Annotated in this window: 23 protein-coding genes and 1 riboswitch; of the genes, 11 read left to right on the top strand and 12 right to left on the bottom strand. The window is 72.6% G+C overall.

Going from position 1 to position 25,518, the window contains the following annotated elements; genetic code table 11:
- Window positions 1-113: 113 nt before the first annotated feature.
- The 4 genes from pknB to thiO all read right to left on the bottom strand — a co-directional run bounded on the left by pknB (window position 114) and on the right by thiO (window position 4,401).
- Entirely contained in the window at window positions 114-2,033 is a 1,920-nt protein-coding gene (gene pknB / locus P1P70_RS15280; RefSeq protein WP_319237463.1) for a Stk1 family PASTA domain-containing Ser/Thr kinase, read from the bottom strand.
- A 163-nt stretch (window positions 2,034-2,196) separates the two neighbouring features.
- The gene (locus P1P70_RS15275; RefSeq protein WP_319237460.1) at window positions 2,197-2,991 is read right to left on the bottom strand and encodes a thiazole synthase; all 795 of its coding nucleotides are present in this window, start codon (window positions 2,989-2,991) and stop codon (window positions 2,197-2,199) included.
- A gap of 4 nt (window positions 2,992-2,995) precedes the next feature.
- Window positions 2,996-3,196, bottom strand: a complete 201-nt coding sequence (gene thiS, locus P1P70_RS15270; RefSeq protein WP_319237466.1) for a sulfur carrier protein ThiS — start codon at window positions 3,194-3,196, stop codon at window positions 2,996-2,998.
- Between the two features lie 29 nt (window positions 3,197-3,225).
- Window positions 3,226-4,401 carry a glycine oxidase ThiO gene (gene thiO, locus P1P70_RS15265; protein WP_319237458.1) on the bottom strand — a complete coding sequence of 392 codons (1,176 nt, stop codon included), beginning with the start codon at window positions 4,399-4,401 and terminating at the stop codon, window positions 3,226-3,228.
- Window positions 4,399-4,510: riboswitch (TPP riboswitch) on the bottom strand. Its footprint overlaps the gene before it by 3 nt.
- Window positions 4,511-4,562: 52 nt before the next feature.
- Here thiO and P1P70_RS15260 point away from each other — a divergent pair.
- The 6 genes from P1P70_RS15260 (at window position 4,563) to P1P70_RS15235 (ending at window position 9,554) form a co-directional block, all read left to right on the top strand.
- Window positions 4,563-4,922 carry a hypothetical protein gene (locus tag P1P70_RS15260; protein ID WP_319237455.1) on the top strand — a complete coding sequence of 120 codons (360 nt, stop codon included), beginning with the start codon at window positions 4,563-4,565 and terminating at the stop codon, window positions 4,920-4,922.
- Window positions 4,923-5,002: 80 nt separating this feature from the next.
- The gene (locus P1P70_RS15255) at window positions 5,003-6,232 is read left to right on the top strand and encodes an FAD-dependent oxidoreductase (protein ID WP_319237453.1); all 1,230 of its coding nucleotides are present in this window, start codon (window positions 5,003-5,005) and stop codon (window positions 6,230-6,232) included.
- 105 nt (window positions 6,233-6,337) lie between these two features.
- Window positions 6,338-6,703 carry an Rv2175c family DNA-binding protein gene (locus P1P70_RS15250; RefSeq protein ID WP_190208348.1) on the top strand — a complete coding sequence of 122 codons (366 nt, stop codon included), beginning with the start codon at window positions 6,338-6,340 and terminating at the stop codon, window positions 6,701-6,703.
- A 99-nt stretch (window positions 6,704-6,802) separates the two neighbouring features.
- Entirely contained in the window at window positions 6,803-7,447 is a 645-nt protein-coding gene (gene thiE, locus P1P70_RS15245; protein ID WP_319237448.1) for a thiamine phosphate synthase, read from the top strand.
- A 152-nt stretch (window positions 7,448-7,599) separates the two neighbouring features.
- Window positions 7,600-8,523, top strand: coding sequence for a methylenetetrahydrofolate reductase [NAD(P)H] (gene metF, locus P1P70_RS15240; protein ID WP_319237446.1), 924 nt, complete (start codon window positions 7,600-7,602; stop codon window positions 8,521-8,523).
- A 56-nt stretch (window positions 8,524-8,579) separates the two neighbouring features.
- Window positions 8,580-9,554, top strand: a complete 975-nt coding sequence (locus P1P70_RS15235; RefSeq protein ID WP_319237444.1) for a hypothetical protein — start codon at window positions 8,580-8,582, stop codon at window positions 9,552-9,554.
- A gap of 43 nt (window positions 9,555-9,597) precedes the next feature.
- Here P1P70_RS15235 and P1P70_RS15230 read toward each other — a convergent pair whose 3' ends face one another.
- From P1P70_RS15230 to P1P70_RS15215, 4 genes are all read right to left on the bottom strand, one after another.
- A complete protein-coding gene (locus tag P1P70_RS15230) occupies window positions 9,598-11,112 on the bottom strand; it encodes an NAD(P)/FAD-dependent oxidoreductase (protein WP_319237442.1) in 1,515 nt (504 codons plus the stop codon).
- 434 nt (window positions 11,113-11,546) lie between these two features.
- A complete protein-coding gene (locus P1P70_RS15225) occupies window positions 11,547-12,197 on the bottom strand; it encodes a TetR/AcrR family transcriptional regulator (RefSeq protein WP_319237439.1) in 651 nt (216 codons plus the stop codon).
- Between the two features lie 53 nt (window positions 12,198-12,250).
- Entirely contained in the window at window positions 12,251-14,335 is a 2,085-nt protein-coding gene (locus P1P70_RS15220; protein WP_319237437.1) for a YhgE/Pip domain-containing protein, read from the bottom strand.
- Window positions 14,307-15,122 carry an ATP-binding cassette domain-containing protein gene (locus P1P70_RS15215; protein ID WP_319237435.1) on the bottom strand — a complete coding sequence of 272 codons (816 nt, stop codon included), beginning with the start codon at window positions 15,120-15,122 and terminating at the stop codon, window positions 14,307-14,309. Before P1P70_RS15215 ends, P1P70_RS15220 begins: the two co-directional genes overlap by 29 nt.
- A gap of 175 nt (window positions 15,123-15,297) precedes the next feature.
- Between P1P70_RS15215 and P1P70_RS15210 the strand changes: the two genes are divergently transcribed.
- The 3 genes from P1P70_RS15210 (at window position 15,298) to P1P70_RS15200 (ending at window position 17,429) form a co-directional block, all read left to right on the top strand.
- Window positions 15,298-15,837: an SAV_6107 family HEPN domain-containing protein gene (locus P1P70_RS15210; RefSeq protein ID WP_319237432.1), complete on the top strand. Its 540-nt coding sequence runs from the start codon at window positions 15,298-15,300 to the stop codon at window positions 15,835-15,837.
- A gap of 131 nt (window positions 15,838-15,968) precedes the next feature.
- On the top strand, window positions 15,969-16,739 hold the full coding sequence (locus tag P1P70_RS15205) for a methyltransferase (protein ID WP_319237429.1): 771 nt from the start codon (window positions 15,969-15,971) through the stop codon (window positions 16,737-16,739).
- Between the two features lie 288 nt (window positions 16,740-17,027).
- A complete protein-coding gene (locus tag P1P70_RS15200; RefSeq protein ID WP_319237428.1) occupies window positions 17,028-17,429 on the top strand; it encodes a DUF3040 domain-containing protein in 402 nt (133 codons plus the stop codon).
- Between the two features lie 313 nt (window positions 17,430-17,742).
- Here P1P70_RS15200 and P1P70_RS15195 read toward each other — a convergent pair whose 3' ends face one another.
- The 4 genes from P1P70_RS15195 to P1P70_RS15180 form a co-directional block, all read right to left on the bottom strand.
- A complete protein-coding gene (locus P1P70_RS15195; RefSeq protein WP_319237427.1) occupies window positions 17,743-20,271 on the bottom strand; it encodes a DUF3488 and transglutaminase-like domain-containing protein in 2,529 nt (842 codons plus the stop codon).
- On the bottom strand, window positions 20,268-21,626 hold the full coding sequence (locus tag P1P70_RS15190) for a DUF58 domain-containing protein (protein WP_319237424.1): 1,359 nt from the start codon (window positions 21,624-21,626) through the stop codon (window positions 20,268-20,270). The genes P1P70_RS15195 and P1P70_RS15190 overlap by 4 nt, the downstream gene beginning before the upstream one ends.
- A complete protein-coding gene (locus P1P70_RS15185) occupies window positions 21,623-22,663 on the bottom strand; it encodes a MoxR family ATPase (RefSeq protein WP_319237422.1) in 1,041 nt (346 codons plus the stop codon). Before P1P70_RS15185 ends, P1P70_RS15190 begins: the two co-directional genes overlap by 4 nt.
- A gap of 285 nt (window positions 22,664-22,948) precedes the next feature.
- Window positions 22,949-23,494 (bottom strand): beta-class carbonic anhydrase, encoded by a 546-nt coding sequence (locus tag P1P70_RS15180; protein ID WP_215454661.1) that lies wholly within the window; start codon window positions 23,492-23,494, stop codon window positions 22,949-22,951.
- A gap of 355 nt (window positions 23,495-23,849) precedes the next feature.
- Between P1P70_RS15180 and rsmH the strand changes: the two genes are divergently transcribed.
- Complete coding sequence (rsmH, locus tag P1P70_RS15175) at window positions 23,850-24,806, top strand: 16S rRNA (cytosine(1402)-N(4))-methyltransferase RsmH (protein WP_319237419.1); 957 nt, start codon at window positions 23,850-23,852, stop codon at window positions 24,804-24,806.
- A 147-nt stretch (window positions 24,807-24,953) separates the two neighbouring features.
- Complete coding sequence (locus P1P70_RS15170; RefSeq protein WP_319237418.1) at window positions 24,954-25,454, top strand: hypothetical protein; 501 nt, start codon at window positions 24,954-24,956, stop codon at window positions 25,452-25,454.
- The last annotated feature ends 64 nt before the right edge of the window (window positions 25,455-25,518 follow it).

Genomic DNA, 25,518 nt, shown 5'->3' with positions numbered 1-25,518 from the left:
CTCGCTGCGCCGGGGCCGGGAGCCCGGGGGACTGCTGAGTGCTCACCGCACCAGGGTGTCATGGGGCCCGCGGTGCCCGGCCGCCGGTTCGAGGCGACGGCCGGGCCGGCCCGTCAGCGGATCTCGATGGTGATGGTCGAACCCTTGGGCGCCGTGTCCCCGCCGTCCACCGACTGGCTCCTGACCTCGTCGCCGAAGAGCCCGAGGATGCCCCGGTCCTCCTCGACCTCGAAACCGGCGTCCTTCAGCTGCCGGGTCGCGTCGTCGACGCTGTCGCCCACGACGTCCGGGACCTCCACCATCACGGGCCCCTTGGAGAGCGTCAGGGTGACGGTGTCGCCCTGGCCGACCTGTTTGCCGACGCCCGGAGACTGCTCGGCCACGAGCCCCTTGTCGAACTCGGAGTTGACCCGCCCGGGGGCGATCTTCACCTTCAGCCCCGCCTCCTCCAGCTGGGCTCTGGCGTCCGCGACCGACGCACCCGACACCTCGGGCACGTCCACCGGGGCGCCCCGGCTGACCACGATCCTGACCGCCGCGCCGGACGAGATCTCGGTGCCCGCGCCCGGCTGGGTGCCGATCACCTGGCCCCGGACGACCTCGTCGCTGAACTCCCGTGTCACCACGCCCGGTTCGAGTCCGTCGTCCTTCAGCTGAGTCTTCGCCTCGGCCAGCGGGGTGCCCTTCAGATCCGGCACCCTCACGGTCTGCGGACCCTTGGAGATCGTCACCGTCACGGTGTCGTTGTCCCGGATCCGCTCGCCGGGCGCCGGATCGGTGCCGATCACCCTGCCGCGCTCGACGGTGTCACTGAACGCCTGCCTGACGTCGACGGCCAGCCCGGCGCCCTCCAGCCGTCTCGTGGCGTCCGCCTCGCTCTGCTGCAACACGGCCGGGACCTGCGTGAACTGGCCCGAGTTGATGTACCAGACACCCCCGCCCACCCCCAGGACGAGCACCACGGCGACGACGACCGCCCACAGCCCGCGCCGGGGCGCGGCGGAGGCACGGGTGCGCCGGGGCGGCGGCGGAGGCGAATCGAACCGGCTCGTGCGGTGCAACCGCTCGTCGGGATCCAGCCCCACCGACCGCGACACGGACAGGGAGCGCGGGATCACGCTCGTCCGGTCCTCCGTGCTGTCGTGGCCGTCGGCTATCGCCTGTGGCGGCACGGCGTCCAACTGCTCGGCGCTCAGCCCCGCTTGTGCCTCCAGGGTCTGCGCGAGCAGTGCCACGGCGTCGTACGGCCGCAGCTCCGGATCGCGGGCGGTCGCCGAGGCGACCAGTGCGTCCAGCGCGTAGGGCAGCCCCGGCACCGCGGCCGACGGCGGCGGCACATCGTCGTGGAGCGCGTGGTAGAGCACCTGCGCGGGGGAGTCGCCGGCGTGCGGCTTGCCCCCGGTGAGCATCTCGTAGAGCATCACGCCGCACGCGTACACGTCGACGCGGGTGTCGGTCGTGCCGTGCTCCAGCTGCTCGGGGGCGAGGTAGGAGACGGTGCCGAGGACGGCGCCGGTGGTGCTGGTGACGGTGTCCACGGCCCGGACGAGCCCGAAGTCGGCGACCTTCACCCGGCCGTCGTCCCCTATCAGCACGTTCTCCGGCTTCATGTCCCGGTGCACGAACCCGGCGCGGTGCGCGGCGCCCAGCGCGGCGAGCACCGGCTCCAGGATGTCCAGCGCGGCGCGGGGCTGCAGTGCCCCGCGCTCCCGCAGCACGTCACGCAGGGTGCAGCCGGCGACGTACTCCATCGCGAGGTAGACGTACGAGCCGTCGGTGCCCTGGTCGTAGACCCCCACCACGTTCGGGTGGGAGAGCCGGGCCACCGACTTCGCCTCCCGGATGAACCGCTCGACGAACGTCCGGTCCGCGGCCAGCGTCGGATGCATCACCTTGAGCGCGAGCACGCGGTCGAGGCGGGTGTCCACGGTCCGGTAGACCGTGGCCATCCCGCCGACCGCGATCCGCGCCTCGACTCGATACCGGCCGTCGAGCACCTGGCCGACCAGCGGGTCCTGAAGGGTCGTGTCCACGCAGGTGAGTGTACGAGCCGACGCCGACAAGCCCATCGGCCCCGTGGCCCGCGAGACGTACTGCAGCAGACCTGTGACCGAGTCCGGAGGGCTGTGACGAGCGGGTCTCCGGCCGAACTCGTTCGGCTGTTCTAGTGACGGGCGGGGAGGCGTGAGCTCCGCCTCAGAACGCCGGGCGCTCCGGATCCAGCCGCGCCAGCCCCTCGCCGGGCGAGGACGCCTCGGCGAAGTGACGGCGGGGGATGCGGCCCGCCCGGTACGCCAGCCGTCCGGCCTCCACCGCGTGCCGCATGCCCTCGGCCATCAGGACCGGCTCCTGCGCCCGGGTCACGGCGGAGGCGAGCATGACACCGGCGCACCCCAACTCCATCGCGAGCGCGACGTCCGACGCCGTCCCGGCACCCGCGTCCAGGATCACGGGCACGCGCGCGTGCTCGACGATCAGCTGGAAGTTGTGCGGGTTGCGGATGCCGAGCCCGGAGCCGATGGGGGAGCCGAGCGGCATGATCGCGGCACAGCCCACGTCCTGGAGCTTGCGCGCCAGCACGGGGTCGTCGTTCGTGTACGGCAGCACCGTGAAACCGTCGTCGACGAGCGTCTCGGCGGCGTCGAGCAGTTCGATCGGGTCGGGCAGCAGGGTGCGCTCGTCGGCGATGACCTCCAGCTTGACCAGGGACGTACCGAGCGCCTCGCGCGCGAGGCGGGCCGTCAGCACGGCCTCGCCCGCCGTGAAGCAACCGGCAGTGTTGGGCAGCACGCGGATGCCGAGCCGTTCGAGCACGGACAGGACCGAGCCGTGCGTGCCGGCGTCGACCCGGCGCATCGCGACCGTGGTCAGCTCCGTGCCGGAGGCCACCAGCGCGCGCTCCAGGACGTCCAGGCCGCTCGCGCCGCCGGTGCCCATGATCAGGCGGGACGCGTAGGTCGTGCCGCCGAGGACGAAGGGGTCGTCTGCCATGGGATCAGCCTCCTTGGACGGCGGTGAGGACCTCGACACGGTCCCCCTCGGCGAGGGCGGTGGTCGTCCACCGCGCGCGCGGGACGACGGTTTCGTTGAGGGCGGCGGCGACACCGGAGACGGACGGCGTGAGCGTCCGCACGATCGCGTCGAGGGCCGTGCCGGGGGCGACCTGCCGCGGCTCCCCGTTGACGGACACGGTCAGGGTCCCGGTGGTGCTCATACGGCTGGTGCTCATACGGGCTGCTCCAGGAGTTCGCGGGCCGCGCCGGCGCGGAACCGCAGGGGGGTGAAGTCGCGTGCCTCCGCCGGCAGTTCACCAGTGGTCAGCACCTCGGCCATGACGTCGCCGGTGACCGGCGTGAGAAGCACCCCGTTGCGGTAGTGGCCGGTCGCCAGGAGCAGGCCGTCCAGTCCGCTCGGGCCGAGGAGCGGGGCGTTGTCGGGGGAGGCGGGGCGCAGTCCCGCACGGGTCTCGGTGAGCGGCAGTTCGGTGATCCCTGGGACGAGTTCGTGGGCGTCCCGCAGCAGTTCGTACACCCCGCCCGCGGTGACCGTCGTGTCCCAGCCCTGTTCCTCGCTGGTCGCGCCGACGACGAGTTCGCCGTTCTCGCGCGGCACCAGATAGACCTGGCTGCCGCGCACCACGGCCCGCACGGTACGGGTCAGGAAGGGCGCGTACGGCTTCGGCACGGTCAGCCGCAGCACCTGCCCCTTCACCGGCCGCACCGGCGGCCGCACGTCGACCGGCACCCCCGCGAGCCGCCCGCTGAGGCTGCCCGCGGCGAGGACGGTGTGTCCGGCACTCAGCCGGTCGCCGTCGCCGGTCCGGATCCCGGTGGCCCGGTCCCGGGCCACCGACAGCTCCTCGGCCCAGGCCCGGTGGAACACCACCCCGGCGCGTTCGCAGGCCGCGACCAGGGCCGCCGAGAGCCGCCTCGGGTCGACCTGGTGGTCCCCGTCGACCCGCAGTCCGCCGCGCACGCCCGGCGCGAGCATGGGTTCCAGGCGACGGCACTCCCGCCCGCTCAGCCACTCCGAGTCGAGGCCCGACCGGCGTTGCAGGGCGTGCAGTTCGCGCAGATGGGCGCGGTCGTCGGCGTCGAGCGCGACGGCGAGGGTGCCGGAGCGGCGGTAGCCGAGGTCGAGGCCGGTGGCCTCCGTCAACTCGGCCGCGAAGTCCGGGTAGCGGCGCGCGGACTCCAGGTTGAGCCCGAGCAGCGTCTCCTCGCCGTAGTGCAGTTCGGTCACGGCGGCGAGCATCCCGGCCGCCACCCGCGCGGCCCCGCCGCCCGGCTCGGGATCGACCACGGCCGTGGCGAACCCGCGCTGCGCGGACCGCCACGCCGTGACGAGGCCGATGATCCCGCCCCCCACGACGAGGACGTCTGACGTGTGCGTACGCGACATGGGCGTCCAGCCCCTCCCTTCGCCGGCATGACCCGGATCAGGTTCGTACGGTCGGAGGCCGCCAGCCTCCCTCTCAGCCCGGTGCGTCCGGGCTCCCGCGAGTGCTCTACGGTGGCCCACCCTAGCCCCCGCCGATCGCCTCAGTAAGGGAGCCCGTGCCCATGGCCCGCTCGCTCGAAGGTCTCGTCCTCGCCCCCGTCGCCGACCAGGCCCCAGGTCAGGTGGGCACCCGCACCCGGTTCACGTACCACGAGGAGGACGGCGAGATCTGGGCGGACTACGCGGGCGGCGACGTCGTGCGCGGCCGGCTCGTGGGCACGCGCGCGGGGGACCGCCTGGACTTCCGCTACGTGCAGTTGAAGACCGACGGCACCACCGCCTCCGGGCACTGTGTGTCCCTCGTCGTCGAACTGCCCGACGGGCGGGTCCGGCTGGAGGAGACCTGGGAGTGGGAGTCGCGGCCCGGCAGCGGTACGAGCGTGGTGGAGCAGGTCGACGAGCCCGCGGACCGCGCCCGCTGAGCGCCACCGCCCGCCCCCTTCCGGACGACCTGATCGCCCACCCCCTGACTGACCGAATATCAGTTGTCTATGGTGATCGGGTGAGCGAGCAGACGCAGCTGAGGGGCGGATCACCGGCGCGGCGCGTGGTCGTCGTGGGCGCGGGCATGGCGGGCGTGCAGACGGCGGTCGCCCTGCGGGAACAGGGCTTCACCGGCGACGTGATCCTGCTCGGCGCCGAGCCGCACCAGCCCTACGACCGCCCTCCCCTCTCCAAGGCCGTCCTGCTCGGCAACGCCGAGGGCTCCGCCTTCGACGTCGACTTCGAGGCGCTCGGCATCGACCTCCGGCTGGGCCGCGAGGTCACCGGCCTGCGCCCCGCCGACCACGAACTGGACACGCCCGTCGGCCCCGTCCCGTACGACGTCCTCGTCGTCGCGACCGGCGCGGAACCGATCCGGCTGCCGGGCGCCGAAGGGGTGCCCGGGGTGCATCTGCTGCGGACCCTGGACGACGCCGAGCGGCTGCGGCCCGTGCTGGCACGGCAGCACGACATCGTGGTCGTGGGCGCGGGCTGGATCGGCGCCGAGTTCGCCACGGCCGCCCGTGAGGCGGGCTGCGCGGTGACGGTCGTCGAGGCGGCCGACCGCCCACTCGCGGGCGCGCTCCCGGCGGAGGTGGCCGCCCCGATGACCGCCTGGTACGCCGACAGCGGCACCACGCTGCGCACCCACGCGCGCGTGGAGCGCGTCGAGCCCGGGACGGTGGTCCTGGACGACGGCACCCGGATCCCGGCCGGCGCGGTCGTCGTCGGCATCGGCGCGCGCCCCGCCACGGCCTGGCTGACGGACTCCGGCATCGAGCTCGGCGCCCAGGGGGAGGTGGTGGCCGACGACCATCTGCGCACGTCCGCACCGGACGTCTACGCCGTCGGTGACTGCGCCTCCTTCCCCTCGGGCAGGTACGGTCGGCGCCTCCTCGTGCACCACTGGGACAACGCCCTCCAGGGCCCCCGCACGGTCGCCGCGAACATCGTCGGTGAGACCCCAGAGCCCTACGACCCCGTGCCCTACTTCTGGTCCGAGCAGTTCGGCCGGTTCGTCCAGTACGCCGGGGACCACGCCTCGGCCGACACCATGGTCCGGCGCGGCGACCCGACCGGCGCCGCCTGGTCGGTGTGCTGGCTGCGCGAGACCCGGCTGGTCGCCCTGCTGGCGGTGGGCCGCCCCCGGGACCTGGCCCAGGGCCGCCGCCTGATCGAGGCGGGCACACCGATGGACCCGCTGCTGCTGGAGGATGCGGCGAGGCCGCTGAAGGCGGCGAAGGCGTAGGCCGGAGCGTGTTCTCCCGCCGTCCGGCGCGCCACGCACCTTTCGTCGCCCCGCCGGAGGCGGCTCGGCTACCCACTGTCAGTCCCAGATGGCAGTCTTGGAGACGTGACCGAGATTGACGCAAAGATCGATGCTCTCGTCCCCGCGTGGCTGACCCTCCCCGACATCGCAGAGATGCTGGACGTCGAGGTGACCCGCGTGCGGCAGCTGGTGAAGGAAGGCCAGCTCATCGCCGTACGCCGTGGTGAGAACCGCGCGCTGCACGTCCCCGCCGCCTTCATCGACGGAGACAAGGTGGTCAAGGGCCTGACCGGCACCCTGACCCTGCTGAGGGACGACGGCTTCACCGACGAAGAGATGCTGGAGTGGCTCTTCACTCCGGACCCCAGCCTGCCCGGGACACCGGCCCAGGCCCTGAGCGAGAATCGCGGCACGGAGGTGAAGCGCCGCGCCCAGGCGCTCGCCGTCTGACCGGAACCACCCGCTCGTACGGCGTACGGGGGCCGGGGCCCGCGAGGGCCGCGTCCCCGTACGCCGCACCGATCACTCACGCCAACGGGGGACGCACCCATGCCCGACGCCGCCGCACAGCTCGCCGACGCCCGGCTCTACCTCTGCACGGACGCCCGCAGGCGCCAGGGCGACCTCCCGCGGTTCCTGGACGCGGTCCTCGGCGGCGGCGTGGACATCGTGCAGCTCCGCGACAAGGGCATGGAGGCCGCCGAGGAGCTGGAGCACCTCCAGGTCTTCGCGGACGCCTGCCGCCGGCACGGCAAGCTGCTCGCCGTCAACGACCGCGCGGACGTCGCCCACGCCATCGGCGCGGACGTGCTGCACCTCGGCCAGGGCGACCTCCCGGTCCCCGCCGCCCGCGCCCTCCTCGGCCCGGACGTGCTCATCGGCCGTTCCACCCACGCCGAGGAGGAGGCCGCCGCGGCGGCCGTCCAGGAGGGCGTGGACTACTTCTGCACGGGCCCCTGCTGGCCCACCCCCACCAAGCCCGGCCGGCACGCCCCCGGCCTGGACCTCGTCCGGTACACCGCCGCCCTCGCCACCGACCGCCCCTGGTTCGCCATCGGCGGCATCGACCTCGGCAACCTCGACGAGGTCGTCGACGCCGGAGCCCGGCGGGTGGTGGTCGTCCGGGCGATCACGGAGGCCGACGACCCGGGAGCCGCCGCGGCGGAGTTCACCAAGCGGCTGCACGCCCTCTAGCCGGTCGCGCCCGCGACAGCCCGCGTTCTGCGGCGGGCCTGGGCTGTCCAAGTCGGTCCACGGCTGTCCAAAGCGTGGACAGCAGCTCGACAAAGGGGACAAAAGCACCTGGTTTGGTTGGGGGGCGGCCCTGACCTGACTAACCTGCCCGTATGGCCCTAGGAACCGCTTCGACCAGGACGGACCGCGCACGGACCGTGCGTGACATGCTCGCCACGGGCAAAACCACCTACTCCTTCGAGTTCTGGGCGCCCAAGACGGCGAAGGGCGAGCGGAACCTGTGGAACGCCCTCCGCAGGATCGAGGCGGTCGCGCCCAGCTTCGTCTCCGTGACGTACGGCGCGGGCGGCTCCACCCGGGCCGGCACCGTGAAGGCGACCGAGCAGATCGCCGCCGACACCACGCTCACGCCGGTCGCGCACCTCACCGCGGTCAGCCACTCCATCGCCGAGCTGCGCAACATCATCGGCCAGTACGCGGACGCCGGGATCCGCAACATCCTCGCCGTCCGCGGCGACCCGCCCGGCGACCCCATGGCCGAGTGGGTCGCGCACCCGCAGGGCCTGACCTACGCCGCCGAACTCGTCCACCTCATCAAGGAGTCGGGCGACTTCTGCGTGGGCGTCGCGGCCTTCCCGGAGATGCACCCGCGCTCCCCCGACTGGGACAGCGACGTGGCGCGCTTCGTCGACAAGTGCCGGGCCGGCGCCGACTACGCGATCACGCAGATGTTCTTCCACCCCGACTCGTACCTGCGTCTGAGGGACGCGGTCGCGAGCGCCGGCTGCGAGACTCCCGTGATTCCCGAGGTCATGCCCGTCACCAGCGTGAAGATGCTGGAACGGTTGCCGCAACTCAGCAACGCCGCCATCCCGAACGCCCTGAAAGAGCGGATCGTCACAGCCAAAGACGATCCGGCCGCTGTACGCTCCATTGGCATCGAGTTCGCCACGGAGTTCTGCGCGAGGCTGCTGGACGAGGGAGTCCCCGGACTTCACTTCATCACCCTGAACAACTCCACTGCGACTCTGGAAATCTACGAGAACCTGGGCCTGCACCATCCACCACGGGCCTAGACCGGTCGCACTCGCGTACGACACACTGCGTAGCGGCTACAGGGAGAGGGGCGTACATGGGCTGGGCGGTCCTCTACATCGCGTTCGGCGTCGTCGCGTTGTGGCTGCTGGGCGAGGTGCTGCTGCAGTACAAGGCACGCCTGCGCTGGCGTCTGCTCGCCTTCGCCGGTTTCCTCGGTGTCGTCCTCGGTGTCCTGATCCCCAACGTGATCGTCATCGCGCTGGGCGCGATCGGATTCGCGATCGGGCAGACCTATGTGACGCTGTCGTTCCGTCGCGGCTTCGAGGCCGGCTGGGCCGTCCGCCCGCGCTCCGGTGAGGGCGAGGACGGCGACCGGTTGCCCAAGGCGGTCAAGAAGCGGCGGCGCGGCGAACCGGACCGCCAGGACCCGAGCCTGGAGGTCACGGACCTTGAGTCCACCGCCGGCGGACGGTACCCCCAGGGCGACGACCTGCTCGACGACCGCGACGACGACGTGTTCGTCCGCCCGCAGTCCACGCCCTCCGCGGCCGGGTCGGCCCCCGTCTACTCCCCGGAGCCCATGCCGGACGACACCAGCACCTACGGCGTCTACGGCGGCGACGACAACGCCTACGCGGGCGCCGCGGGCCAGCAGCACGCGACCGCCGACCAGGCCGCGCAGGACGAGGCCTTCGCCTACTACGGCTACGACCAGCAGCAGTACGGTTACGACCCGTCGCAGCAGCAGCAGTACGCCGCCTACTCCGACCCGTACATCGGCACCCAGACGTACGACGCCACGGCCTCGTACGACCAGTCCTACGGGCAGCAGGGATACGGGCAACAGGGCTACGGCCAGGACCAGTACGGCAACGGCGGCTACGGCGGCGAGACCCCGCCCGGCGGCGTCTGGGTCCCGCAGCAGCGCAACACCGACGACCCTTTCGGCTCGGACCTCCCGTCGGACCAGCAGTACCCGTACCAGGGCAACGGGAACGGGAACGGGAACGGTAACGGCCAGAACGGCAACGGCCAGAACGGCTACGACGAGCAGCAGTACCGTTTCTGAAGCACCTGCCCGGCCCCCGCTCCGGCTCCGGCTCCGGTGAGCGTCACTGGGAGCCGCGGAAGTCCGGTCCCTCCACGATCAGTCCCGCCACCAGGGCGCCCGACATCCCGGCGTGCGGAAGACCGCCGCCCGGGTGCGACCAGCCGCCGACGGTGAACAGGCCCGGCAGAGCGGTGGTGTTGGAGGGGTGCAGCCAGCGCCCGTCCGCCGCGGCGAGTGCGGGGGCCGGGACCGCGCCGCCCTCCGCGCCGGTCGCCCGCGCGATGTCGGCCGGGGTGCGCACCTCGCTCCACAGCAGACGCTCCCGCAGGTCGGGTACGGCACGCTCGGCGGCGTCGATGAGCCGTTCGGCCTGCTGCTCGTAGACCTCCGACTCCGCCCGGCTCCAGTCGGGTTCGGCGGGGACCGCGCAGGTGACCGTGACCGCCTCGTGGTCGGCGTCCGGCACCAGTCCCGGATCGTCCGGCCGCAGCACCGTCGCCGTGGGTCGCGCGACCATCCCGTGCGACGGACCGAAGAGCAGGTCCAGCTCCGCGTCACGATCCTCCGCGTGCACCACCGTCCGGTGCGCCGCGCCCTGCGGACGGCCCCCGCGCAGCGCCAGCAACACGGTCAGCCGGCTCGTCGCCCCGCGCTGGGCCGGTACCTCGCCGGCACCGCGTACGACCGACCGGCGCGCCAGGCGGGCCAGCACCTCGGGCGCGACCCCCGCGACCACATGGTCGGCCCCGGTCACCGTGCCGTCGGCCAGCTCCACCCCGGCCGCCCGGCCGTCCTTCTCGACGATCCCGGTGACCTCGGCGCCGAAGACGAACTCGACCCTGCGGGCCAGACACCGCTCGTACAGCGCTCGCGCCAACTCCCGTACGCCGCCCCGGACGTACCACGTCCCGAAGGCATGGTCCAGGTAGGGCAGGACCGCCGCGCTCGCCGGGACGCTCCTCGGATCCAGGCCGTACGCGAGGGCGTGGCTCTCCAGCAGTGCCGTCAGCCGGGGGTCACGCAGCTCCCACGCGCCGACCTCGGCGAGGGTGGCGGCGCGGCGGGTGCGCAGCAGCCGCCTGTGGGGGACCGACGGGTACGGCTCGCGCTCGGCGAGGACCTTCCAGTCGGACCACAACGGCTCCTCCAGCAGGGGCCGCCGGGTGCGGTCCCAGGCCTCGCGGGCCCGCACCAGGAAGTCGCCCCAGCGGTCGCCGGCGCCCGGGCCGAGCGCCGAGTTCAGGGCGGCCACCACACCCGCGCGGGAGGCGTCGGGCAGCAGGAGGTCGGTGCCGTCCGCGAAGACGTGCCGGGCCGCCGGGTCCACCTGGACCAGGTCGACGCACTTCTCCAGCGGCTCCTTGCCGGTCTTGAGGAACAGATCGCGGTGGACGGCGGGGAGCGGCAGCAGCCCCGGTCCAGTGTCGAACGCGAAGCCGTCGCGCTCGAAGCGGCCCACGGCTCCGCCGTAGGTCGTCGTGCTCTCGTGCACCACCACGCGGTGGCCCGCGACGGCCAGCCGGGCGGCGGCTGCCAGGGCGCCCATTCCGGCGCCGATCACCGCGATTCTTGCCATGTCGGTGACCTTATCGGGCGCCGTGTGCCCGGTGGTTCGCGGGAGAGCTCGGGGGTGCGGCTGTTCGGCGGGTGCGGGTTCGTCGTGGCTTGTCGCGTAATCCCCCGCGACCCCTGACGGGGCCGGCCTGGGGGGAAGTACACAAGGCTGAGTACCCGTACTCAGCCGGTGAGATGAGTAGGTGCGCGGATGGGCTCCCACCTGCGGGAACGGGAGAGTGGAGGCACGGGAAGGGGCGCGGCTCCGGTACCGCCGACACGGGGCGGCGGAACGGCTCTCGCGCTCTTACCGCTCCTTCCGTCGACGCGAGTCGGCGGGAGCGAGGCACGGGGGAGTACGGGGGAGTACGGGGGAACGGGGAAGCGCCGGTTCGAGGTGGCCCGCGGGGGACGCGGCCAGTTCGGACCGGCGCTCTCGTTCGTGGCCGCGCCCGGTCAGCCGTTCCCGCCCTGTCCGCCGTTTCCGCTCACGCGGCCCTGCAACAGCCGGGACAGCGCCGCGTGGACGTCGTCCAGGGAGCGCTCCGGCTGGAAGGCCTTCCAGTCCAGCGCGGCCACCAGGACCATGCCGACCAGGGCCGCCGCCGTCAGGCCGACATCGATCTCGTCGCTCAGCTCGCCGCCCTCGACGCCCTCGCGGAGCACCCCCTCGACGACGGCGACCGCCTCCTGCCGGACGACCATCAGCGTGGACTGCCAGGCCCGGTTGGTGCGCCACAGCTCGGCCACGTACAGCTGGGTGAAGGACGGGTAGCGGTCGATGAAGACGAGCCCGGCCCGGATCATCGCGTCCAGGGAGTCGACCCTGCTGCCGCCCTCCCGCGCCGTCCGCTCGGCCGCCTCGCGGAGGGAAGCGGTGAGCAGTCCCACGCCGTGCCGCAGCAACTCCTCGAAGAGGACCGACTTGCTCGCGAAGTTGTAGTAGACCGTGCCTTTGGCGACTCCGGCGCGCTCGGCGATCTCGTCAACCGTGGTGGCGGAGAACCCCTGCTCCGCGATGAGGGTGACGGCCGCTTCGTAGAGTTTCTGCCGGGTCGCCTCGCGGCGGCCCCCGCCTGCGCCGCCGGGGGCGTTGCTGCTTTCCATGGCCCTGATTGTCACAGGAACCGTGCCGTGCGCGGGAACCGCTCCCCGCGCGGTCACAGGCTCAGCTCCGGGTGCAGCCGGTCCAGGGTCCACACCTGCTTGCGGCGGGCCGACAGGGCGGTCAGCGCGAGGGCGCCGGCGGTGAAGGCCACCAGCACCGCGCCCGCCTGCCACACCGGGCCGAGGCCGCCGCCCGTGATCAGCCGCCGGAGGGCGTCGACGACATGGCTCATCGGCAGGAAGGGGTGGACCGCGTTGAAGAAGTCCGGGCTGGTCTGCACGGGATACGTGCCGCCCGCGGACGTCAACTGGAGCATCAGGAAGGCGAGGACGAGGATTCGGCCCGCCGCCCCGAAGCGCGCGTTGAGCCACTGCACGATCGCCGCGAAGCACGCCGTCACCAGGAACAGGAAGCCCACCGTCCCGGCCGCCCGCGCCATCTGCAGACCGACCGCCCAGTGCAGCACCGCCATCAGCGCGACCGTCTGCAGCACGCCCAGCGCCGCCACGGGCAGCCAGCCCGCCAACGCGATCCGCCACGCCGAGGCACCCGCCGCGAGGGCCCGCCGGTTGAGCGGCTGGATCAGCATGTACGCCACCATCGCGCCGACCCACAGGGAGAGCGGGATGAAGTACGGGGCGAACCCGGTGCCGTAGTTGGGCGCCTTGTGCAGGTCCCTGGTGGCCAACTGCACGGGGTCGGCCATCACTTCGGTGCGCCGGTCGCGGTCCCGCTCGTCGTAGTCGGGGATCCGCTCGGCCCCCTCGTGCAGACCGCCCGCGAGCTTCCCCGAGCCGTCGGCCAGCTTGTACATGCCGCCCTTGAGGTCGACCGCGCCCGTCTTCAGGGCGCCGACACCGGTGTCGAGGTCCTCCGCGCCGGTCTTCGCGGTGCCGAGGCCCGTGTGCAGCGTCTTGGCCCCCCTGGCGACCTCGGTGGCGCCCTTGTCGAGTGCGTCGATCTTGGCGACGGCGTCGTCGAGGTCGGTGGAGAGGGTGGGCGCCGCCTTCGCCAGGGCGCGGGCCTGCTTCTCCAGGGTCCGGAGGTCCTTGTCGAAGGCCTTCATGTCGCCGTCGTAGTTCTTCACCACGGTGTCGACGTCCTCGGCGAGCGTGGCCGCCTCCGCCGCCGCGTCCTTCGCCTTCTTGAGGTCCGCGCAGGCCGTGTCGGGCAGTACGGCCTTCTCGCAGCGGCGCTCGTGGACGTCGTCCAGGGTGTCGGAGGCGGTACGGGTGCCGGTGGCGGCGGCCGGTGCCGTCTTCACGAACGCGTCGAGGTGGCCCCGGATCGTGGCCGCCGAGTCGGCGACCAGGGTGGCGGTGTCGGCGATGGTGTCGCTGTTCTCGTCCAGGAACGGCCGCACCTGGTCCGCCGCGGCACCCACCTTGTCGGCGAGCTTCCCGGTGCCGTCCGCGACCTGCCGGGCACCGTCCTCCAGATCGCCCGCACCCTCGTCCAGGTCCTTCAGTCCGCCGGACAGCTTGCCGCTGCCCTCCTTGGCGGTCCTCAGCCCGTCCGCGAGGTCCTTGGAGCCCTGCTCCGCCTTGTCGATACCGCCCTTGAGGTCGTCGGCGCCGTCCGCCGCCTCCTCGGTCTTGCCGTGGATGTCCGAGAACGAGATGAAGATCCGGTCCAGGAACGACCGCGAGGCCTTCGTCGAGGCCGCCGTCCGCACCTCCGAGAACACCGTCCGAGAAATCTGGCCGACGATGTAGTTGTTCGCGTCGTTCGTCCGCACCCGGAGGGCGCCCGTCTCCGGCACGTCCCCCGAACTGGACGCGATCCGCTCGCTGAAGTCCTTCGGCATGGTGAGCGACAGGTAGTACGTGCCGTCCTCGACGCCCGCGCGGGCCTCGGCGGCGCTCACCCGGTGCCACTCGAAGGTGTCGCTGTCCCGCAGCCCCTTCGCGATGTCGTCGCCCGCCGTCAGCCGCTCCTTGCCCACCGACGCTCCCCGGTCGTCGTTCACCAGCGCCACGGGGATGCGGTCCAGCCGGCCGTACGGGTCCCAGAAGGACCACAGGTACAGGGCGCCGTACAGCAGCGGCAGCAACAGGAGCGAGACCAGCGCGGCGCGCGGCAGCTTCCCGCGGCCGAACCGCCTGAGCTCAAGCGCGGCCAGTCTCGGCGAGCGCATCGGCCGTCTCCTCGTCGTCGTCGGAGTTCTCTTCTTCGGCACTCTCGTCGCTCTGCGCTTCCGCGGGCGCCGTCGAGACCACGACCGCCCCCTCCGGGGCCTCGCTGCACACCGCCACGACGGTGGTGCCGGACTCGGTGAGGGACGTCAACAGGTCCCACATCTGCGTCCGTTCGGCGTCGGAGAGCTTCAGGTCGGTGTCGTCGACGCCGAGCAGTCGGGGTCGGCCGACGAGGGCGAGGGCGACCGACAGCCGCAGGGCCTCCATCCGGTCGAGGTCGCGTACGGCCGTCCGGGAGCCCTTGGGGAGCGCCTCGGGGTCGAGCCCGGCGGCGGTCGTGGCGGCCTCGATCCGGGCCTTCAGCTCAGCGGCGCGATCGGCCCGGGGGCGCAGCAGCCCGCGCAGGGTGCCGTCGAACCGCCGCTGCAGCAGCGCCCGTTCACGCAGGTGCTCCCCGACGGTCAGGGCCGGGTCGAGGTCGGTCACCCCGGGGACATGGGCGAGGGCGCTGATCCGGCGCACGGCCGCCATCCGCTTCGGCACCTGCAGGGAGCCGACCGTGGCGCGGCCCTCGCTCGGCTTCATACGGCCGGTGAGCGCGAGCAGCAGACAGGTCCGGCCCGACCCGGACGGCCCCGTGACCGCGACCAGCGAGCCGGCCTCCGCGTCGAACCCGACGCCCCGGAAGGCCCAGCCGCGCGGCCCTCTGAGCCCGAACCCCTCCGCGCCGACGGCGACACCGCGGGCCGCCCCCTGCCCGGGGTCCGCCACCCCTGCCTCTGCCATGCCCGGAACCCTTCTGCCCTACTTTTGAACTGACTGGTCAGTGCAAAAACTACTCCGAACCTTTGATCGAAGCAAAAGTGCAGGTCAGAACGGATTGTCAGTGGCATACCTCACGATGGGCACATACGGCACCTCGCGTCAGAGCGTGCCGTCCGCAGACGACAGGAGGTTCGTCATGGCCATCTATCACGCAGCAGCCGCCAACCGGCGCCGCGCCACCGGCCCTGCCCCCTCACTGACCGGCCCGGCGAGCGACGTGCACCCCGTGCTGCGCCGGGCGACGGCCCCGCCCGCCGCCCTCGACCTGCTTGCCCAGGCCCGCTCCGGACTCGACGAGGCGTCCGGACTCCGCACGCCCAACGAGCGGTACGCCACCGCCCACCTGGCCGCCCTGCGCACCGCCGCCGCGGTGCTCGCCGCCCGGGGCCGCCCCGAACCCACCCCGAAGCGCCGGGCCAAGATCCGGAGCGCCTGGGAAGTGCTCCCCGAGATAGCACCCGAACTCGCCGAGTGGAGTGCCCTGTTCGCCTCCGGCGCCGCCCGCCGCGCACGGGCGGAGGCGGGGATACAGGGCGCGGCGAGCGCACGCGACGCCGACGACCTCATACGCGACGTGGCGATGTTCCTGCGTCTGGTCGAACGGATGCTGGTACTCCAGCCGGTGCTGCCGCAACCCCGCCAGGACGGCGGCCCGGAGGTCCCCGACGCCGGCTGACCGACCGTCCCGGCGCCGCCCATTAGGGTTGGGGGCACCAGCACCCTCCGTCACGGCCACCGGCCCGGCGGAGACGCAAGCCCACCGCTCCGCCGCACACCAGGCGGTGCCGCGCCGAGGAGTCAACTGCCGTGTCGGACCCGATGCGACCCCGCGCCTCTCTCCGTACCGCCGTGGTCTGGGAGGTCCTCCAGGACGCCCTCGACCGCCGGGTGAAGGCGACGGGGCGCGAGTCGCTCGACGTACTGGACACCGGGGGCGGCAGCGGCAGGTTCGCGGTGCCCGCGGCCCGCCTCGGCCACCGCGTCACCGTCGTCGACCCCAGCCCGAACGCGCTGTTCGCGCTGGAGCGGAGGACCGCCGAGGCCGGCGTCGCGGACCGTGTCCGGGGCGTCCAGGGCGACGCCCACGGCCTCTTCGACGTCGTCGAGCGCGGTGGGTACGACGCCGTGCTCTGCCACGGCGTCCTGGAGTACGTGGACGACCCCGCCGAGGGCATCGGCAACGCGGTGGCCGCACTGCGTCCCGAGGGCGTCCTCAGCCTGCTCGCCGCCGGTCTCGGCGGCGCCGTCCTCGCCCGTGCCCTCGCCGGGCACTTCAAGGAGGCACAGCAGGCGCTCGCCGACCCGAACGGACGCTGGGGCGAGGGTGATCCGGTTCCCCACCGCTTCACCGCCGAACAGCTCACCGCGCTCGTCGAGGACGCGGGCCTCCGGGTCGCCGCCGTGCACGGCGTCCGGGTCTTCGCCGACCTGGTCCCCGGGGTCCTCGTCGACACCGAGCCCGGCGCCCTGGACGCCCTGCTGAAGCTGGAGGCGGTGGCCGCCGAGCTGCCCGCCTTCCACTCCGTGGCCACCCAACTGCATGTGCTGGGGGAGACGCGAGGGGCCGCCGAGTCGTGAGCCGTCTCCCGCGACGGACGAGGGTGCCCCGCTGATCAGGGGCTCGACGGCGGATGGAGTACGCCACAGGCCCCCCGATCGGGCGCTCGGAGCCGTATGATCGAGGGAGACCGTTCCGGCATGACGGGCCGTTCGCTGGGGAATTCACCCCTCAGCGAGTCGGGGTGCCATGGCGGGGCCCGGTTGGCGAATTGGCGTAGAGGGGCGGGTTTCAAGGGGGCGATTCCCTGCCTATCCTGAAGAGGACCCCCCGGGTCGCCCCGGCGACCGCACGATGAGGAGGACTCCGTGCCGCTCTCAGAGCACGAGCAGCGCATGCTCGAGCAGATGGAGCGAGCGCTGTACGCCGAAGATCCCAAGTTCGCGTCAGCGCTTGAGGGAAGCGGGCTGCGTACGTACACCCGGCGGCGGGTCTACCAGGCGGTCGCGGGCTTTCTGGTGGGTATCGCGCTCCTCATGGCCGGAATGGTCGCACAGCAGATCTGGGTCAGCGTGGTGGGGTTCCTCGTCATGCTGGGCTGCGCCGTGCTCGCCGTCACCGGTTGGCGCAAGGCCCCCAAGCCGGGTGAGCAGCCCGCCGATGCCACAGGCACCGCCGGTGCGCGTCGGCAGACGCGACAGCGCCGCTCCATGATGGACCGAATCGAACAGCGCTGGCAGCGCCGTCGTGACGAGCAGGGCGGCCACTGAGCCCGTCGAACGGCCGACTCGACAGCCACAGCTGAACACGGACGAAGGGTGACCACCCGAGCGGCGGTCACCCTTCGAGCATGCCCCGTCAGGGCTAGGGCGCTTGCCGTACGGCCCTGCGGGCCACCGACCATCGCCATAGGCCCCCGTCCGCCGCGGGGCCACCATGCATCGCCGTGCTCTGCCGTTGGCTGCCACAGCTGCGACTGCGACTGTGCGCCGTCTGTCGCTCCCGCCCTCGGAAATTCGAACGGTCCTGTCCCCGCCGGGCGAACCCGAGGGGACAGGACCGTGATGCCGTGACGTGTCGGCGCTAGCCGTTCTGGCTCGGCGTGGGCCGTCGCCAGGGCACGCGTGGGCTGGGCAGCCGGGACAGCAGCTCGTCCCTGGCGTCCGCCCAGCGGGCGGCGAGGGCCCACGCCACCCGGACGGTCGAACGCGGCAGCAGCAGTGCCCGCAGCCTGGTGCGGCGACCGGCGTGAGCCCTGAGGCCGACCCCGACCTGGTGCGCGTCCCGGGCGAGACCCGCCGGGACCTGCGGACGCGGAGCGAAGAGGACCTGCTCCACCGCCGCCGCCACCCGGTGCACCGCTTCGGCGGCCGCCGGTTCCAGCTCCCCGAGCCGCACGATCCGCGCGGCGGCCTTGCGGGGCGTCTGTGACTCGTCGGGCGCGATCCCGTAGTCCCACGCCGTGTCGGCCACCTCCTGCCACGCGGCCAGCGCGTGAGCCGCCGCGGCCTCCGTACGCCCGTACGAGGCGGCCCTGCCCGGCGGGTCGAGGCCCGGCGCTCCGCTGCCCTCCTGGGTCACGTCCCGCGCGACGGCGGGTTCCTGGGGCCCCTTGGGTACCGTGCCCTGGTGCGCGCCCAGTCGCACGGACCGGACCCGCAGCCGCCACAGCATCGGCAGCAGCGGGATCGCCAGCACCAGAAGCGCTCCCGGGAGGATCAACAGGGTCCAGGGCGAGAAGAACACCAGACCCCAGAACGAGCGCTCGTCGTCGTCCGCACCCGGCACGGCCGCCGCGGACTCGGTCCCGCAGGCACCCAGCTTCGCCTCCTGCGGCGTGCAGCTCTCGCTCGCCGACGGCTCGGCCGACGGCGCCGTGGACGCCGACGACGTGGGACGGGGCACCTCGGGCAGACCGCCGGTGCCGGTGTCCTCGGGCACCGTGTACTCGGGCGTCGAACCCCGGTTGGGGGTCGGCTCGAACCGGGTCCAGCCCACGCCCTCGAAGTACAGCTCGGGCCAGGCGTGCGCGTCGCGCAGGCCCACCGACATCGTGCCGTTCGTCTGCGGGGTGCCGGGGGTGAAGCCCACCGCCACCCGGGCCGGTATGCCCAGCGTGCGGGCCATGGACGCCATCGCGAAGGAGAAGTGGACGCAGAAGCCCTCCTTGTCCGCCAGGAACCGGGCTATCGCCCGAGCGCCCGTGCCCGACCGCACCTCCGTGTCGTACGTGAACTGGCCGCTGAACGCGAACCAGTCCTGGATCTTCACCGCGCGCTCGTAGTCGTTCTTCGCGCCCTCGGTGACCTCCAGCGCGGTCCGCGCCACCACCGGCGGCAGCGAGGCCGGCACCTTGGTGTACTCCCGCCGCAGCGACGGCGGGGGCTCCGGTGCCGAGGCCAGCTGCTCCGCCGTGGGCTGCACGATCAGGCTCTCGACCTTGTACTGGGCACCCTTGGTGTCCTGGCCGTGGTCACCGACGAGGGTGCGGCCCACGGGCTCGTACCGCCAGTCGCCGTCGATGTCCACGCCGGTGACCGGGTACGGCATCGGCAGCCAGTTCTGCTCGTAGTCCTCCGACGCGGCGATCCGGGTCTCGATCGACGTCCGCTTGACGTCGGAGGCGAGACCGGTCGGGGTGCCGAAGTCGTCCGGGACCCCCGTGATGGAGCGCTCGGTCGGGGTCCAGGAGGTGCCGTTGAAGTTGTCCAGGGAGACGATCCGCAGATACATCTCCTGCACGTTGTCGGTGTTGGTGCGATACGACAGGACCTGGCGGTCCTCGTCCACGTTCAGGCTGCCGCGCAGCTGCACCACCGGGTTCACGGCGGCAATGGTGCCGCCGCCACCGCCGCCCCCGCCGAGACCGGCGCCCGTGCCGTCCAGGAGGCCGCCGTCGAGGGAGGGCAGCCCGAGCGGCACCACCAGGGCGATACCAAGGGCGACCGCGCCGATGCGCCGCCCGGTGCGCACGGGCGCCACGGCCCCGCTCGCCGCCTCCGGGCGCGGCCCCTCGGGAGCGCCACCGAAGACCCGGCCCCACTGCGAGAGCCGGTCGCGGCTCTCGGTCAGGAGCAGCAGCAGATAACCGGCCGAGGCCAGCACGAACCACAGCCACGCGGCGCCGTCGGAGAGACCCGCCGCGACCGAGTACAGCGCGAGCAGGGGAAGACCGGCGGGGGCGGCACTGCGGAACGTCACCGCGAGCGCGTCCACCAGCAGGCCTATCACCAGCACACCGCCGATGACCATCAGCCGGATGCCGTCGGTCAACGGCGCCGGGATGGCGTACCGCCCGACGTCCTCGGCGCCGCTCTGCAGCAGCGTCGCGAAGTACTGGAACGCCTCCGGGCCGGGGACGATCCCGGCCACCGCCCGCTCCCGGGCGAAGACCAGCGTCAGCATCATCAGGGTGACCAGGGCCTGGGCGGCCACGGTCAGCAGCCGGGCCAGGGGGACGCGCCGGGTGAGCGCTCCCACACCGGTCTGCACGCCCAGCATGAGCGCCGCCTGGAAGATCCACGTCGCCGGGTCGACCAGCGGCAGCAGTGCGCACGCCGCCATGATCGTGGCGGCCCAGGCGCACAGCGCCAGTCTCGCCCGCCCGCTCATGACCGTCCCTCCGTACCGCTCCCCGACAGCACTCCGGTGCGCTGTCGGTCCGCCCCTCGCCACAGGTCCGCCAGTGAGGCGCCGCGCGGCACGGTCAGCGCCGTCCAGCCCGCCTCGTGCAGCAACCGCAGCGACTCCTCGCTCGCTCCGCCGGCACCGGGCACCTCACCCGGTTCGGTCGTCCACGCCTCACTGTCCAGCAGGAAGGCGACCGCCCCGCCACCGCGCTGGCGCATCTTGCCGATCACCGTCGCCTGCTCGTCGTCGAGGTCGCCGAGGAAGGCGACCAGCAGCCCCTCGTTGCCGCCGCGCAGCACGTCGTACGCGGGCGACAGGCTCGTGCCGTCGGAGTGGTCGATCACCGCGAGGGTGTCCATCATCAGTCCGGCCGCGTCGGCGGACTCCTGGCTGGCGCCCGCGAACCCGTCGGCGCCCTCGCCGGGCACCGAGCTGCCCGTGTCCGTCAACAGCCTGACGGAGAAGCCCCGTTCGAGCATGTGGACCAGCATCGAGGCGGCGCCGGAGACGGCCCACTCGAAGGCCGAATCGGGACCCGCGCCGAGGAACGCCTCGCCCCGGGTGTCCAGCAGCACCGTGCAGCGGGCGCGCTGCGGCTGCTCCTCGCGGCGCACCATCAGCTCGCCGTAGCGCGCGGTCGAACGCCAGTGCACCCGGCGCAGATCGTCGCCGTGCCGGTAGCCGCGCGGGATCACGTCGTCGTCGCCGGCCAGCGCCAGCGAGCGCTGCCGACCGTCGCCGTACCCCTTGGCCTCGCCGCTCAGCCGCACCGGCGGCAGCGCCTCGACGCGCGGGATGACGGTCAGCGTGTCGTACGTGGAGAAGGAGCGGGTCAGCTCGCACATGCCGAACGGGTCGGTCAGGCGCAGCTGGAGCGGGCCCAGCGGGTAGCGGCCGCGCAGATCGGAGCGGACGCGGTACGACACCTCGCGGCGCCCGCCCGCCTCCACCCGGTCCAGCACGAAACGGGGGCGCGGACCGAGCACGTACGGCACCCGGTCCTGGAGCATCAGCAGCCCGGTGGGCAGCCGCGAGACATTGTCCATCCGCAGATGGACGCGGGCCTCGCTGCCGGCGGGCACGCGCGCGGGGGAGAGGCGGCGGCTGCCCGCGACCCGGTAGCGGGTGCGGTACAGCACGGTCGCGCAGACCAGCGGCAGCACGGCGAGCAGCAGGCCCACCCGGAGCAGATCGCTCTGTCCGAGGACGTAGGCGCAGACGGCGGCCGCCACGCCGGCGGCCAGGAAGGAACGTCCGCGCGTGGTGAGGCCGGCGAGGGCCGTACGCAGCCCGCCCTTGTCCTGTTCCGGGGCGGGCGCCGGCCCCGCGGTGGTCATCCAAGCCTCCGCGGCGGCTGCTGCGGGTACGCGGGCGTGGTGTGGACCGAGCCGTACCCGCTCTGCGCCTGCGGGGCCTGCGGTACGGGTGTGCGCTGGAGGATCTCCTGGACCACCTGCTCCGGCGTACGCCGGTTGAGCTGGGCCTGGGCGGTGGGCAGCAGCCGGTGGGCGAGGATGGACACGGCCAGCGACTGGATGTCGTCCGGCAGTGCGTACTCCCGGCCGCTCAGGGCGGCGGTCGCCCTCGCCGCGCGCAGCAGATGCAGCGTGGCGCGCGGCGAGGCGCCGAGTCTGAGGTCCGGATGGGTGCGGGTGGCGCCGACCAGGTCCACCGCGTACCGCCGGACCGTTTCCGCGACGTGCACGCCCCGGACCGCCTCGATCAGCTTCACGATCTCGTGCGCGTGCGCCACCGGCTGCATGTCCTCCAGGGGCGAGACCCCGCCGTGGACGTCGAGCATCTGCAGCTCGGCCTCCGGGCTGGGGTAGCCGACGGAGACTCGGGCCATGAAGCGGTCGCGCTGCGCCTCCGGCAGCGGGTAGGTGCCCTCCATCTCCACCGGGTTCTGCGTGGCCACCACCATGAAGGGGCTCGGCAGCTCGTACGTCGTACCGTCGATCGTGACCTGACGCTCCTCCAGGGACTCCAGGAGCGCGGACTGCGTCTTCGGCGAGGCGCGGTTGATCTCGTCGCCGATCACGATCTGCGAGAAGATCGCGCCCGGCTTGAATTCGAACTCCTTGCGCTGCTGGTCCCAGATGGACACGCCTGTGATGTCCGACGGCAGCAGATCCGGCGTGAACTGGATACGCCGCACCGAGCAGTCGATGGACCGCGCCAGTGCCTTGGCCAGCATGGTCTTGCCGACGCCGGGTACGTCTTCGATCAGAAGATGTCCCTCGGCGAGCAGCACTGTCAGCGAAAGCCGTACGACCTCAGGCTTGCCCTCGATCACTTGTTCGACAGAACTGCGGACTCGCTCCACAGTGCTGGTCAGATCAGTGAGGCTCGCTCGATCGTCATAGGTCGTCACCCGGCCCTCCTCGGCCCGTTCTTTCTCCGGGCCGTCGCTCTGCGATGCGGACCGGCCCACCCCGAAACACGGACACCACGCGTGAACTGCTCAGCGTGACGCCACACCCGCATTCTTGCTGCCGTTACCAATCCGTGTCACTCGCCTGTGGACAACTGTCCGCGATATGTCAGCTTTGCGGTGTTTTGCCGGGCGAGATGCCAGCAGATTGACAGGAAACCGGGGCTGCGCGGAACCGCCCTCGGGCGGTAGGAGGGCGGTTCCGACCGCGTGGTTCGACCGGCCTCAGGCCGCGTCGATCTCCCGGAGCAGGCCGGTCTTCACATCGAAGACGAAGCCGCGCACGTCGTCGGAGTGCAGCAGGAACGGGTTGGTGCGGATCCGCTGCATGGACTGCCGTACGTCCTGGTCCACGTCCCGGAAGGACTCCACCGCCCACGCCGGACGCTGGCCGACCTCGGCCTCCAGTTCGGTGCGGAAGTCCTCGGTGAGGGACTCCAGGCCGCAGCCGGTGTGGTGGATGAGGACGATGCTGCGGGTGCCGAGCTTGCGCTGGCTGATGGTGAGGGAGCGGATCACGTCGTCGGTGACCACGCCGCCCGCGTTGCGGATGGTGTGACAGTCGCCCAGCTCGAGGCCGAGCGCGTCGTGCAGGTCGAGACGGGCGTCCATGCACGCCACGACGGCGACACGCAGGACGGGGCGGGCGTCCATCCCGGGGTCGGTGAACGCCGCGGCATAGCGCTGGTTCGCCTCGACGAGACGGTCGGTGACGGTGCCGTCGGATATGGCGCCTTCGGGGCCTGTGGGAACTGCTGCGGAGGTCGTCATAGCGAAGACGGTACTGGTCACGGCCGCCGAGGGCGCTCTGTGAGAGAGGACAAAGAACGTCATTGAGCCTTGTTGTGAGGTAACCCACAGGAGTGGCGGGATCACGGCTGTACGGGTGATTTCTTCGGATTCACGGCTTCGCGCGGGGAGGCGTTGCGACGCGCAGGCCGGTTGATTGACCGCGCAGGGCCGTGGACTAAAGTGACGCCGAGCGGGAGGCGGGGCCGGACGGCAACGTGACGACAGGCCCCGGGCGCCCCGCTGGACCGAAACCCCAGGAGAACCGGCGACAGCCCGGCGTCTCCCCGCGTGCGCGGCGCGTACGTGCGGCTCGCGCCGGACCTGAGAGGGCCCTTTGAGCAACAGCCGCCACGTCCCCGTCATGCTCCAGCGGTGTCTGGACATGCTGGCCCCGGCCCTCACGGCGCCCGGCGCGGTGGTGGTCGACTGCACGCTCGGCCTCGGCGGCCACAGCGAAGCACTCCTCACCCGGTTCCCCGAGGCACGCCTCGTCGCCCTCGACCGGGACAAGGAGGCCCTGCGCCTCTCCGGCGAACGCCTCGCCCCCTTCGGCGAGCGCGCCACCCTCGTGCACGCCGTCTACGACGAACTCCCCGACGTGCTCGACCGCGTGGGCCTCCCACGCGTCCAGGGCGTCCTGTTCGACCTCGGCGTCTCCTCCATGCAACTCGACGAGGCGGACCGGGGCTTCGCGTACGCCCAGGACGCCCCCCTCGACATGCGGATGGACCAGACGACCGGCATCAGCGCCGCCGAGGTCCTCAACACCTACCCGCCGGGCGAACTCGTCCGGATCCTCAGGGCCTACGGCGAGGAGAAGCAGGCCAAGCGGATCGTCTCCGCGATCGTGCGCGAGCGCGCCAGGGAGCCGTTCGGCAACAGCGCCCGACTCGTCGAACTGATCCGCGACTCCCTGCCCCAGGCCGCCAAGCGCACCGGCGGCAACCCCGCCAAGCGCACCTTCCAGGCCCTGCGCATCGAGGTCAACGGCGAACTCACCGTCCTGGAGCGGGCGATCCCCGCCGCAGTCAAGGCCCTCGCGGTCGGCGGCCGGATCGCCGTGCTGTCGTACCACTCGCTGGAGGACCGGCTGGTGAAGCAGGTCTTCGCGGCCGGAGCCGCCACCACCGCCCCGCCCGGACTGCCCGTCGTCCCCGAGCGCTACCAGCCGCGGCTCAAGCTCCTCACCCGTGGTGCCGAACTTCCCACCGAGGAAGAGGTCGCCGAGAACCGGCGCGCCGCCCCCGCACGTCTGCGCGGGGCGGAACGCGTGCGGGAGGACGTCGCATGAGGTACCTGACGCACATGACGTGTGGGAGGCGCGTGAGGCGTACGAGGCGACCGCACACGGTGCGTGAAGGGGACGGTGAGTGAGGCCGACAAGCGAACTCGCGGGGGCGCCGGGCGAGTCCGGCACCCGACCCCACAGGGAGGGCGCGTGAGCAGGAAACCCGAACTGAAGGGCCGGGCGGCCCGTCTCGCGCGGCTCCTGCCCACGCGGCCCAAGGGCGCGGCCCGCACCCCCTTCGTCCTCCTGGTCGTCCTCCTCCTGGGCGGCGGCCTCATCGGCCTCCTCGTGCTGAACTCCGCGCTCAGCGAAGGGTCGTTCAAGCTCGACGACCTCCAGGACGACGTGAAGAGCTACACCGACGAGGAACAGGCGCTCCAGCGGGACGTGGACGCCTACTCGGCACCCGACGCCCTCCAGCGCCGCGCCCGCGAACTGGGCATGGTCCCCGGCGGCGACCCGGCCTTCCTGAACCCCGACGGCACGGTCAAGGGCGTCCCGAGCGCCGCCCAGTCCGTCGCCCGGATGCCGCTCGTCCTCGCGCCCGAGATCCTCGACCCCGGCCCGCCGACGAGCCCGACACCCTCCGCGAGCCCGACGCCCTCCGGCTCCCCGCCCCGCCCCCCCCGCCCACCCCCCTGGCTCTTTTAAAACATTCGCCCTCCCACAGAAAAACCCTGGAAGAATCACCGTTAGCCACGTACCATAAAAAAAA

The sequence above is a fragment of the Streptomyces sp. MB09-02B genome (genome assembly GCF_033794485.1).
Lineage (GTDB): Bacteria > Actinomycetota > Actinomycetes > Streptomycetales > Streptomycetaceae > Streptomyces.
This window is presented reverse-complemented; position numbering and strand designations above follow the sequence as displayed.

Coding starts and splice junctions, on each gene's coding strand:
- P1P70_RS15275 (WP_319237460.1), bottom strand. CDS start 2,991: ATGGCAGACGACCCCTTCGTCCTCGGCGGCACGACCTACGCGTCCCGC.
- thiO (WP_319237458.1), bottom strand. CDS start 4,401: ATGTCGCGTACGCACACGTCAGACGTCCTCGTCGTGGGGGGCGGGATC.
- P1P70_RS15260 (WP_319237455.1), top strand. CDS start 4,563: ATGGCCCGCTCGCTCGAAGGTCTCGTCCTCGCCCCCGTCGCCGACCAG.
- thiE (WP_319237448.1), top strand. CDS start 6,803: ATGCCCGACGCCGCCGCACAGCTCGCCGACGCCCGGCTCTACCTCTGC.
- metF (WP_319237446.1), top strand. CDS start 7,600: ATGGCCCTAGGAACCGCTTCGACCAGGACGGACCGCGCACGGACCGTG.
- P1P70_RS15235 (WP_319237444.1), top strand. CDS start 8,580: ATGGGCTGGGCGGTCCTCTACATCGCGTTCGGCGTCGTCGCGTTGTGG.
- P1P70_RS15230 (WP_319237442.1), bottom strand. CDS start 11,112: ATGGCAAGAATCGCGGTGATCGGCGCCGGAATGGGCGCCCTGGCAGCC.
- P1P70_RS15225 (WP_319237439.1), bottom strand. CDS start 12,197: ATGGAAAGCAGCAACGCCCCCGGCGGCGCAGGCGGGGGCCGCCGCGAG.
- P1P70_RS15220 (WP_319237437.1), bottom strand. CDS start 14,335: ATGCGCTCGCCGAGACTGGCCGCGCTTGAGCTCAGGCGGTTCGGCCGC.
- P1P70_RS15215 (WP_319237435.1), bottom strand. CDS start 15,122: ATGGCAGAGGCAGGGGTGGCGGACCCCGGGCAGGGGGCGGCCCGCGGT.
- P1P70_RS15210 (WP_319237432.1), top strand. CDS start 15,298: ATGGCCATCTATCACGCAGCAGCCGCCAACCGGCGCCGCGCCACCGGC.
- P1P70_RS15195 (WP_319237427.1), bottom strand. CDS start 20,271: ATGAGCGGGCGGGCGAGACTGGCGCTGTGCGCCTGGGCCGCCACGATC.
- P1P70_RS15190 (WP_319237424.1), bottom strand. CDS start 21,626: ATGACCACCGCGGGGCCGGCGCCCGCCCCGGAACAGGACAAGGGCGGG.
- P1P70_RS15180 (WP_215454661.1), bottom strand. CDS start 23,494: ATGACGACCTCCGCAGCAGTTCCCACAGGCCCCGAAGGCGCCATATCC.